Source organism: Achromobacter sp. DMS1 (genome assembly GCF_001270295.1).
This window is the reverse complement of sequence record NZ_LHSJ01000145.1, coordinates 1-10,347: the sequence shown is the minus strand read 5'-3', so window position 1 is coordinate 10,347 and position 10,347 is coordinate 1. Positions and strand designations below refer to the sequence as shown.

At 68.7% G+C, this 10,347-nt stretch carries 5 protein-coding genes, 1 other RNA gene and 3 pseudogenes; 1 reads left to right on the top strand and 8 read right to left on the bottom strand.

What is annotated here, in order from left to right; all coding sequences use genetic code 11:
• From AD428_RS16425 to rnpB, 8 genes and pseudogenes are all read right to left on the bottom strand, one after another.
• A pseudogene (locus tag AD428_RS16425) lies at positions 1-271 on the bottom strand (UDP-N-acetylmuramoyl-L-alanine--D-glutamate ligase); the annotation flags it as partial.
• On the bottom strand, positions 268-1,437 hold the full coding sequence (gene mraY / locus AD428_RS16420) for a phospho-N-acetylmuramoyl-pentapeptide-transferase (RefSeq protein ID WP_053245889.1): 1,170 nt from the start codon (positions 1,435-1,437) through the stop codon (positions 268-270). The gene mraY and the pseudogene AD428_RS16425, both read right to left, overlap by 4 nt.
• A complete protein-coding gene (gene murF / locus AD428_RS16415) occupies positions 1,427-4,276 on the bottom strand; it encodes a bifunctional UDP-N-acetylmuramoyl-L-alanyl-D-glutamate--2,6-diaminopimelate ligase MurE/UDP-N-acetylmuramoyl-tripeptide--D-alanyl-D-alanine ligase MurF (protein ID WP_053245888.1) in 2,850 nt (949 codons plus the stop codon). Before murF ends, mraY begins: the two co-directional genes overlap by 11 nt.
• Positions 4,273-6,003 (bottom strand): peptidoglycan D,D-transpeptidase FtsI family protein, encoded by a 1,731-nt coding sequence (locus tag AD428_RS16410; protein WP_053245887.1) that lies wholly within the window; start codon positions 6,001-6,003, stop codon positions 4,273-4,275. Before AD428_RS16410 ends, murF begins: the two co-directional genes overlap by 4 nt.
• A complete protein-coding gene (gene ftsL, locus AD428_RS16405) occupies positions 6,000-6,308 on the bottom strand; it encodes a cell division protein FtsL (RefSeq protein ID WP_053245886.1) in 309 nt (102 codons plus the stop codon). The genes AD428_RS16410 and ftsL overlap by 4 nt, the downstream gene beginning before the upstream one ends.
• Positions 6,308-7,398 (bottom strand): annotated as a pseudogene (rsmH, locus tag AD428_RS16400) (16S rRNA (cytosine(1402)-N(4))-methyltransferase RsmH). The gene ftsL and the pseudogene rsmH overlap by 1 nt, the downstream one beginning before the upstream one ends.
• An 8-nt stretch (positions 7,399-7,406) precedes the next feature.
• Positions 7,407-7,834 (bottom strand): annotated as a pseudogene (mraZ, locus tag AD428_RS16395) (division/cell wall cluster transcriptional repressor MraZ).
• Between the two features lie 332 nt (positions 7,835-8,166).
• An RNA gene (gene rnpB / locus AD428_RS16430) (RNase P RNA component class A) lies at positions 8,167-8,570 on the bottom strand.
• Positions 8,571-8,753: 183 nt separating this feature from the next.
• Here rnpB and AD428_RS16390 point away from each other — a divergent pair.
• A partial coding sequence (locus AD428_RS16390; RefSeq protein WP_053245884.1) for an ABC-F family ATP-binding cassette domain-containing protein occupies positions 8,754-10,347 on the top strand: 1,594 nt, incomplete at its 3' end.

Sequence of the window (10,347 nt, the reverse complement as noted above, 5' to 3'; positions counted from 1 at the left end):
GCGGCGCCAGGCCCGGGCTTACCACCACCTGGTCCACATCGTCCAGCAGCGCCAGTTCGAAGAACTGGTCGCAGCCCAGGCGGAATTCCACGTCCGCATCGGCCAGCGCGGCGCGCAGGGCCTCCAGACCGCCCGGCTCGGCACGGGTGTCCGCCACGCGCAGCCGGGCGCCCTCGCGGGCGAGCCAGCGCGCGGCGGCCACGCCCGTCTCTCCCAATCCGAGGATCAGGACGAGCGGCGCATCGGCGCGGGAGGTTTCCATCGTATTCATCGCAACTTCAGGGTAGAAAGACCGATCAGCACCAGCATCATGGTGATGATCCAGAACCGCACCACCACCTGGGTCTCCTTCCAGCCGCCCACTTCGAAATGGTGATGCAGCGGGGCCATGCGGAAAATGCGCCTGCCGGTTCCGTAGCGGCGCTTGGTGTACTTGAACCACGTCACCTGCATCATCACGGACAGGGTCTCGACCACGAACACGCCGCCCATGATGAAGAGCACGATTTCCTGGCGCACGATGACCGCGATCGTGCCCAGCGCACCGCCCAGGGCCAGCGCGCCCACGTCGCCCATGAACACCTGCGCCGGGTAGGCGTTGAACCAGAGAAAGGCCAGCCCCGCGCCGCCGATGGCCGCGCACAGCACCATGAGTTCCGACGCGCCGGGAATGTACGGAAAGAGCAGGTATTTGGAATAGTCGACCCGGCCCACCACGTAGGCGAAGATGCCCAGGGCGCTGCCCACCATGACGGTGGGCATGATGGCCAGGCCGTCCAGCCCGTCCGTGAGGTTGACGGCGTTGCTGGTGCCCACGATCACGGCCCAGGTCAGCGCCACGAATCCCAGCACGCCCAGCGGATAGCTCACCGACTTGAAGAACGGCACGATCAGGTCGGCGCGCGTGGGCAGCGGCATGGTGAAGCCGCTGGCCACCCAGCTCTTGAAGAGCGGCCACAGCTCGGCATTGGCCGGCGCGGAAACCGCGAACGCCAGGTACACCGCGGCCACCAGCCCGATGGTGGCCTGCCAGAAGAACTTCTGGCGCGCGGGCATGCCCTCGGGGTCGCGATAGACCACCTTGCGGTAATCGTCCATCCAGCCGATCCAGCCGAAGCCGAAGGTGACGAGCAGCACGACCCACACGAAACGGTTGGTCCAGTCGGCCCAGAACAGCGTGCTGATGGCGATGGAAATCAGGATCAGCGCGCCGCCCATGGTGGGCGTGCCCGTCTTGACCAGGTGCGATTCGGGGCCGTAGGCGCGCACCGCCTGGCCGATCTTCATCTCGGTCAGCTTGCGGATCACGCGCGGGCCGGCCATCAGGCCGATCAGCAGCGCCGTGGCGCACGCCAGCACGGCGCGCAGCGTGATGTATTCGAACACGCCCAGGGCGCGCACATCGTCGGAAAGCAGCCGGGCGATCTCAAGCAGCATGCTGCTCTCCTTCCCCCTGGGGCGCCGCGTCGTCAAAAGAAGCAAAAACCTTCACTACCCGCTCCATGCGCATAAAGCGCGAACCCTTTACCAATACGCAGGACGGGCGCATGCCGCGCATTGCGGCAACTACTTCGTCAACCGATGCGCAGGCGCGCGCGCCTGCGCCGTAGGCGGCGGCCGCCGCCCGGCTGGCCTCGCCCAGCGTGAACAGCGCGTCGAGCCCCTGCTCGCGCGCATAGCGCCCCACCTCCTCGTGCATGGCGGGGCCGTTGTCTCCGACTTCGCCCATGTCGCCCAGCACCAGCACGCGGGTGCCAGGCATGCGGGCCAGGACATCGATGGCCGCGCGAACGGAGTCAGGGTTCGCATTGTAGGTGTCATCGATAAGTAATGTTCCGTCACGCATTGTCTTGCGCTGCATCCGGCCCGAAACCGGGGCGAAAGCGGCCAGTGCGCGCACCGCCGTCTCCAGCGGCGCGCCGGCGGCAATGGCGCTGGCGATGGCGGCCAGCGCGTTGCGCAGGTTGTGCAGGCCCGGCACCGGCAGGGACAGATCGGCCATGCCCAGCGGCGTGACGACGCGACAGCGGGTGCCCTCGACGCCGGCCTCGATCTGCTCGGCATACACGTCCAGCCCGGGCTGCAGGCCAAAGCGCAGCGCCCGGCGCGGCTCGGCCAGCGCGGCCCAGATCGGCGAATACGGCTCGTCGCCCGGATAGACCGCCACGCCGTCGTCCGGCAGCGCCGCGATGCAGGCGCCATTCTCGCGCGCCACCGCCTCCACGCTATGCATGAATTCCTGGTGCTCGCGCTGCGCATTGGTGACCAGCGCCACCGTGGGCGCCGCGATGGCTGCAAGTTGCGCGATCTCGCCGGGATGGTTCATGCCCAGCTCGAATACGGCGGCGCGGTGGCGGGCATCGAGGCGCAGCAGCGTCAGCGGCACGCCGATGTCGTTGTTCAGGTTGCCCGCGGTCGCCAGGCTGGCCTCCGGCCCCTGCCAGGCCGCCAGCATGGCCGCGATCATTTCCTTGGTGGTGGTCTTGCCGTTGCTGCCCGTCACGGCCACCACGGGCAGCCGGTAGCGGGCGCGCCAGGCCGCCCCCATGCGCATCAGCGCGGCACGCGTGTCGCCCAGCAGAATCTGCGGCAGCGGCACGCCCGGCATGCGGCGCGCGACCACGGCCGCGCAGGCGCCGCGAGCCGCCGCCTGGTCCAGATAGTCGTGCGCGTCGAAGTTCTCGCCCGCCAACGCGACGAACAGCTGGCCCTGCGACAGGCTGCGCGTGTCGGTGGACACGCCCGCGGCATGCGGCAGCACCAGCGCCAGGCGCGCCCATTCGCGGTCGTCGAAAGGCAGCTTGCGTCCGCCGATGTCCTGGTAGGTTTCGTGTCCCTTGCCGGCCAGCAGCACCACGTCTTCCGGCGCGCTGCGCCACACGGCTCCCGCGATGGCCAGGGCGCGGTCCGGCTGGACCTCGGCCTGGGCCGAAGCGGGCAGCCCCGCCATGATCTGCGCGATGATGGCGTCCGGGGACTCGCTGCGCGGGTTGTCGCTGGTCACGATGACACGGTCGGCCAGCTCGGCCGCGATGCGCCCCATGACCGGACGCTTGCCCGGATCGCGCTCGCCGCCGCAGCCGAAGAGGCAGACCAGGCGGCCGCCGCGCGTCTGCGCCACCGGGCGCAGCGCGGCCAGCGCGCGCGACAGCGAATCGGGCGTATGCGAATAGTCCACCACCACGAGCGGGCAGGGGCCCGAGCCCGGCGGCAGCAGCGGCTCGACGGCCTGCAGCCGCCCGTCCACCGGATCGGTGGCGGCCAGCTCGCGGGCGATCTGCGCGAAGGGCAGTCCCAGCTCGTACAGCACGCCGGCCACGAGCAGCAGATTGGACACGTTGTGCGGCCCCAGCAGGCGCGTGACGATCTGCGCCTCGCCATGCGGGGACACCAGGGTGAACACCTGCCCCTGCGCCGTGGCCTGCAGGCCGCGCGCGCGCATGGCCGCGGGCACGCCGGGGGCTTCGTCCAGGCTATAGCCCATGGCCAACTCGGCCGGCAGCGCGGCCAGCAGCCGGCGGCCGGCCTCGTCGTCCGCGTTGATCACGGCGGCGCCCAGCCCGGGCCAGCGGAACAGCCGGGCCTTGGCCGCCTCGTAGCGCTCCATCGTGCCGTGATAGTCGAGATGGTCGCGCGTCAGGTTGGTGAAGGCCGCGAGCGCCACGCGCACGCCGTCCATGCGGCCCTGTTCGATGCCGATGGACGAAGCCTCCATGGCCACCGCCTTCGCTCCGGCATCGCGCATCGCGGCCAACAGGCGGTGCACGGTCAGCACGTCAGGCGTGGTCAAGTTGCCGCCCAGCGCCGTACCGTCGGGCAGCACGGCGCCCAGCGTGCCGATGGTGCCGCAGGGCTTGCCATTGCGGCTCAGCGCATGGGCGATCCACTGCACGCACGAAGTCTTGCCGTTGGTGCCGGTGACGGCGACCACGGCCAGCCCGGACGACGGCCGCCCGTACCAGGCGTCGCCCAGTTCGCCCAGCAGTCCGCGCAGCCCGCGCACGGGCAGGGCGACCGGCGCCGCAGCCTCGGGCAACGGCACGGATTCGCCATCTCCGGCCTCGACCAGCACGGCGGCGGCCCCCTGGGCCAGGGCCTGGTCTATATAGAGGCGCCCATCGCTGGACAGGCCCGGGCAGGCCACGAAGACGTCTCCCGGCGCGATGTCGCGCGAGTCCAGCCGCAGGTCGGCGGTAAGCGCGACCCGTCCATGCAACCACGCCACGACCTCGGCGGCCGTGGCGGCGGGGGGAAAGCGCAAGCCCCGGGCGCTCATCTGCCTGGCTCCTTGATTCCGGCAACGATAGTGGATTCGAAGGGCGCGTCGGGACGCACCCCCATCAATCTGAGACTGCCCCCGACGATGCGGGAGAACACCGGCGCCGCGATCGCGCCGCCGTAATAGCCGCCCACCGTGGGTTCGTCGACCGACACGGCCACCACGATGCGGGGATCGGACACCGGCGCAAAACCGACATAGGAACTGCGATACCGATGGGTGCTGTACTTGCCGTCCACGATCTTGCGCGCGGTGCCGCTCTTGCCCGCCACGCGGTAGCCCTGCACCATCGCGGCCTTCGTGCCCTCGGGGCCGGCGGCCGCCTCGAGCATGCCGCGCACCATCGCCGCCGTCTTGGGCGAATAGACCTTCACGCTGGTGGGATCGCTGTCGCGCTTGACCAGCGTAAGCGACACCATGTCGCCGTTGCGCGCGAACACCGTGTAGGCGCGAGCCACCTGCAGCAGCGAGACGGACAGGCCGTAGCCGTAGGCCATGGTGGCCTTTTCGATCAGGCGCCAGCGGTCCCAGGGCCGCAGGCGGCCGGGCGCCGCGCCGGGAAAGCCGATCTGGGGCGCCTGGCCCAGGCCCAGCTCCGTGAAGCGGTCCCACATCTCGCGGGACTCCAGCTTTTCGGAAATCATGGTCATGCCGATGTTGCTGGACTTGCGCAGCACGCCCGCCACGTCCAGCGTGCCGTTGCGGCTCACATCGCTGATGGTGCTGCCCTGGTAGACGAAGCGGCCGTTGCCGGTTTCGAACAGCGTATTCGTGGTGATGCGGCCCAGGTCCAGCGCCAACGCCGCGGTAAAGGGCTTCATGATGGAGCCCGGCTCGAACGTGTCCGTGATGGCCTGGTTGCGCAGGTTGACGCCGTGGAAAGTGTCGCGGTTGTTCGGGTCGAAGGTGGGCACGTTGGCCAGCGCCAGGATCTCGCCCGTGTGCACGTCCAGCACCACGGCGGTCGCGCCCTTGGCCTGGTGCTTTTCCATCGCGTCCTTCAGCTCCTTGAACACGAGATACTGCAGGCGCGTGTCGATGGACAGGCGCAGGTCGCGCCCGTCCACGGGCGGCGTGACGGCGCGCACGTCCTCGATGACCCGGCCGAGCCGGTCCTTGATGACGCGGCGGCTGCCGGGGCGGCCCGACAGTTGCTGGTTGAACGCCAGCTCGACGCCTTCCTGGCCCTGGTCCTCGATGCTGTTGAACCCGATCACGTGGGCCATCACGTCGCCGTCAGGATAGTAGCGGCGGGTTTCGGCAAGCTGGTGTATGCCGGGCAGGTTCATCTGCTTGATCTTGTCGGCCACGTCCATGGCCACCTGGCGCTTCAGGTAGACGAAGTTCTTGTCCTCGTCCACCAGGCGATGGCGCAGGTCGGCCGCCGGCATTTCCAGCAGCTTGGCAAGCGCGTCGAGCTGGGCGGGCGTGGCCTGCTTGGCATCCTCGGGAATGGCCCAGATGGCGCGCGCCGGCACGCTGGAGGCGAGCACCACGCCGTTACGGTCCAGGATCTTGCCGCGCGTGGCGGCCAGGGTCAGAGTGCGTTCGTAGCGGCGCTCGCCCTGCTGCTGCAGGAACTCGGTGGACAGCCCCTGGAGGAACAGCGCCCGGCCGGCCAGCACGACGAATCCGCAGAACAGCAGGATCAGCACCAGGCGCGCGCGCCAGGCGGGAAGCTGCCCGCGCAGCACGGGATTGTCGAAGAAAGGCACGCGCTTCATTGCGCGCCTCCGGCCGGAGCGGGCGCCGCCGGCTGGCTCGCCTGCGCCTGATTGATATAGAGCGTGCGGTCCGGAACGATGGAAATCATCTTCAGGCCGTCGCGGGCGATGGCGTCCACGCGGGCGTTGCGCGCATATTCGGCGCGCTCGAGCTGGAGGCGGCGCCAGTTGACTTCGAGGTCGCGCGCCTGGGCCTGGTCGCGGCCCAGCTCGATGAAGAGCTGGCGCGACTGGTAGCGGCTGGTCACCAGGGAAATGGCCGACAGCATCAGCAGGGCGGCCACGATCAGGTTGAGACGACCCATCAGCGGCGCCCTCCCTTGCCCCGGCGCGGGGCGGAAGCATCGCTGCCGGGCAGCGCGCCGGTTTTCACGAACGCGGCGCGCCTTCCGGCGGCAGCGGGGCGTCGGTGCGTTCGGCCGCGCGCAAGACCGCCGAACGCGCGCGCGCATTGCCGGCGACTTCTGCGTCGTCGGCCACCACGCGCCCGAGGGAGCGCAGCACGGGCTGGGGCATTTCGCTTTCGCGCAGGGGCAGGCGCGCATGCGCGGCAGCCGGCCTGGCCGCCGCCGCGATGCACTGCTTGACCATGCGGTCTTCAAGCGAATGAAAACTGATCACCGCCAACCTTCCCCCCGGGGCGAGCAGGTCTAGAGCTGACGCGAGGGTGCGCGCGAGCTCTTCGAGTTCCCGATTGATGTAAATCCGTAGAGCCTGAAAGGTGCGTGTTGCCGGATGCTGGCCCTTTTCGCGAGTGCGGACGGCGCCGGCGACGCACTCGGCAAGCTCGAGCGTGGAGCGCAGCGGCCTTGTTGCGCGGCGAGCAGCAATCGCCTTTGCAACCTGAAAAGCAAACCGTTCTTCGCCATAATCTGCTATGACCTCCCGCATCTCATCCACGCTGGCTTGCGCCAGCCATTCCGCCACCGTGGGTCCACGAGTGGTGTCCATCCTCATGTCGAGGGGGCCGTCCTTCATGAAGGAAAAGCCCCGCCCGGCATCGTCGATCTGAGGCGACGACACCCCCAGATCCAGCATCACGCCATCGATCCGCTCGATGCCGCGCTGCGCCAACTCTTCGGCCATGGTGGCAAATCCGCCATGCACCACCGTCACCCTGGCATCCCGGGCGGCCAGTTCGCGGGCCGCGGCGATCGCCTGGGGATCCTTGTCGAACACCACCAGCCGGGCGCGCGGCCCGAGCCGGCCCAGCAGCTCGCGGCTGTGCCCGCCCCGCCCGAACGTGCCGTCCACGAACACGCCTTCCTCGGCGCGCCGTGCGGCATCGCTCGCCTGCCGGGGCTGCGCGCGGCTCGCGCCCTTGCCGCCGAACTCCGGCAGCAACAAGGCGTCCACCGTCGGCTCCAGCAGGACGGGCCGGTGTTCGAATTCCATAAGCTGTTTCAGAACGAAAACTGGTTCAACACGTCCGGCATCCCCTTGGCCAGGTCCTCGGCCTCGCGGCTGGCCAGGGTAGCGGCATCCCACAGCTCGAAGTGAGAGCCCATGCCGAGCAGCATCACGTCGCGCGTCATACCGGAAGCGTTGCGCAGTTCAGGAGCGATCAGCACACGGCCGAACTGTCCAGTTCCACGTCCTGAGCATTGCCGAGCAACAGCCGCTGCAGCGCGCGCGCCGACATGGGAAACGCGGCGATCTGCTCGCGCTTCTTTTCCCATTCCGGCCGCGGGTAGACCAGCAGACAGCCGTCGGGGTGGCGGGTCAGGGTCAGGCGGCCTTCGGCCTGCGCGATGAGCGCGTCACGATGCCGGGTCGGAATGGAGATCCGACCCTTGGCATCCAGCGTGAGCGCGCTGCTTCCCTGAAACACCACTTTTACCCCACTTAATTGCACAATTTCCTACTTTTTTCCACTCTACGGGAAGGGGCAGGGGCGGTCAAGCGCGCGGTTGCAATTTTTTCAATCACAACAAGGACTTAGAGCAATTTGTAAAAGGCAAAAAAGAAAAACCTCCCAATAAATCAGGAGGTTGCGTCACACTCTAAAAGTCCTTCTTCAGAAGTAGGCGCTAATGCGGGACTCGTCTCGCCTTGGGCGCGAGGATTTAGTCCGGCAGCATGGGGAGTTTGCGGCTGGCGGACCGGCGGATGGCATCCGGACGCCATCCGCGCCGGCCGGAAATGCCGTCCGGGCAAAAACGGTGACAAGACGGGTCTATAGGCCGGATTCTGTACGCCGGGTTTCCCCGGCGGGCAATCATTCCTCTGCGCGGATCATTGCTGAGCCGCTGTAGCCATCTACCCGCATGCTCGGACGAGCCGCCCTTTCCGGCCCGAAGGCCGTGCGCATGCCTATTTGATGTTGCTCCGGATAGAGGTTGCCGCGTTTCACCCTGCGATGCCGCCCGCCGTCGCCGGCCGGCGCGATACGGAGATGGCCGTACCTGTGCGCGCGATGCGCGCCCGCCCCGCAGACTCGTCTCTGTGGCCCTGTTCCTCGGCGACGCCCGAAAGCGCCGCCGGACGGCCGTTAGCCGCTATCCTGCCCTGTGGAGTCCGGACCTTCCTCGAGGGAATTTCTCCCCCGCGATTGCCCGACCCGCCTTGCGGCTGCCATTGTAGTACAGCATCCCGGCCCGTCCCCGCATGCGATCCGGCCCGATGCGGCCCCATGAGATCCCTCCCCCTGCGCGCGCGGCGCGGCCCTCGATGGACCCGCGCCGGCCGGACAGCCGTGCCTTCCTGCGACAATACGCGCTGACACGCAAAAAAGCAGATTTCCGATTCCCATGGCGCTCGCAACCCTCATCACCCTCACCGACGTCCAGCTCGCCTACGGGCACCATCCCCTGCTGGACCATGCCGACTTCTCCATCCAGGAAGGCGAACGCATCGGCCTCATCGGCCGCAACGGCGCCGGCAAGTCTTCGCTGCTCAAGCTGCTCGACGGCCGCACCCAGCCCGACGACGGCGACATCTCGCGCGCCTCGGGCCTGCGCGTGGCCACGGTCGAACAGGAACCCGAGCTGGACGAAAACGCCACGGTCTTCGACGTCGTGTGCAACACCGGCGCCGAACACGAAGACTGGCAGCGCCCCTCCCGCGTGCGCGCCACGCTCGAAAAGCTCGGCCTGCCGGCCGACGCGCAGATCGCCGGCCTGTCGGGCGGCACGCGCAAGCGCGTGGCCCTGGCACGCGCACTGGTGGACGAGCCCGACCTGCTGCTGCTGGACGAACCTACCAACCACCTGGATTTCGAAGGCATCGCCTGGCTCGAGGACATGCTGCGCGCCTGGCGCGGCGCGGCCGTCATCATTACGCACGACCGCCGGTTCCTGGACGCCATCGCCACCCGCATCGTCGAGCTCGACCGCGGGCGACTGCTCAGCTTTCCTGGCAATTTCACGCAATGGCAGGAACGCAAAGCCCAGTGGCTGGAATCCGAACGCCTGGAGCAGGCGCGGTTCGACAAGCTGCTGGCCCAGGAAGAAGTCTGGATACGCAAGGGCGTGGAAGCGCGCCGTACCCGCAACGAAGGACGGGTGCGCCGGCTGGAGCGGCTGCGCGTGGAGCGCGCCGAGCGCCGCGAACGCGTGGGCAACGTCTCGCTGGCGCTGGCCGAAGGCCAGCGTTCCGGCAAGCTGGTGGCCGAGCTGGACCACGTCAGCAAGCGCTTCGGCGACAAGATCGTAGTGAACGACTACTCCACCACCATCCTGCGCGGCGACCGCATCGGCATCATCGGCCCCAACGGCGCGGGCAAAACCACGCTGCTCAAGCTGATCCTGGGCGAGCTGCAGCCCGACAGCGGCGCCACCCGCCTCGGCACCAATGTCTCGGTGGCCTATTTCGACCAGATGCGCGCCCAGCTCGACGAAGACGCCGCGCTGGTGGACATCATCAACCCCGGCAGCGAATGGGTGGAGATCGGCGGCGCGCGCAAGCACGTCATGAGCTACCTGGGCGACTTTCTGTTCTCGCCCGCGCGCGCCGGCTCGCCGGTGCGCAGCCTGTCGGGCGGCGAGCGCGCCCGCCTGCTGCTGGCCCGGCTCTTCGCCCGCCCCGCGAACGTGCTGGTGCTGGACGAACCCACCAACGACCTCGACATCGAAACCCTGGAACTGCTCGAAGAGCTGCTGCAGGAATACGCCGGCACCGTGCTGCTGGTCAGCCACGACCGCGCCTTCCTGAACAATGTGGTCACGCAGACCATCGCCTGGGAAGGCGAAGGCCGCTGGCGCGATTACGTGGGCGGTTATGACGAATGGTTCGCGCAGCGCCCGGCCCCGGCCGCGCCCGCGCCGGCCGAGAAAGCGCCCCGCGCCGACGAGGCGGCCAGCCGCCGCCAAGGCCGCCAAGCCCCGGCCCGGCCCCAAGCCCGGC

Coding starts and splice junctions, on each gene's coding strand:
- murF (WP_053245888.1), bottom strand. CDS start 4,276: ATGAGCGCCCGGGGCTTGCGCTTTCCCCCCGCCGCCACGGCCGCCGAG.
- AD428_RS16410 (WP_053245887.1), bottom strand. CDS start 6,003: ATGAAGCGCGTGCCTTTCTTCGACAATCCCGTGCTGCGCGGGCAGCTT.
- mraY (WP_053245889.1), bottom strand. CDS start 1,437: ATGCTGCTTGAGATCGCCCGGCTGCTTTCCGACGATGTGCGCGCCCTG.
- ftsL (WP_053245886.1), bottom strand. CDS start 6,308: ATGGGTCGTCTCAACCTGATCGTGGCCGCCCTGCTGATGCTGTCGGCC.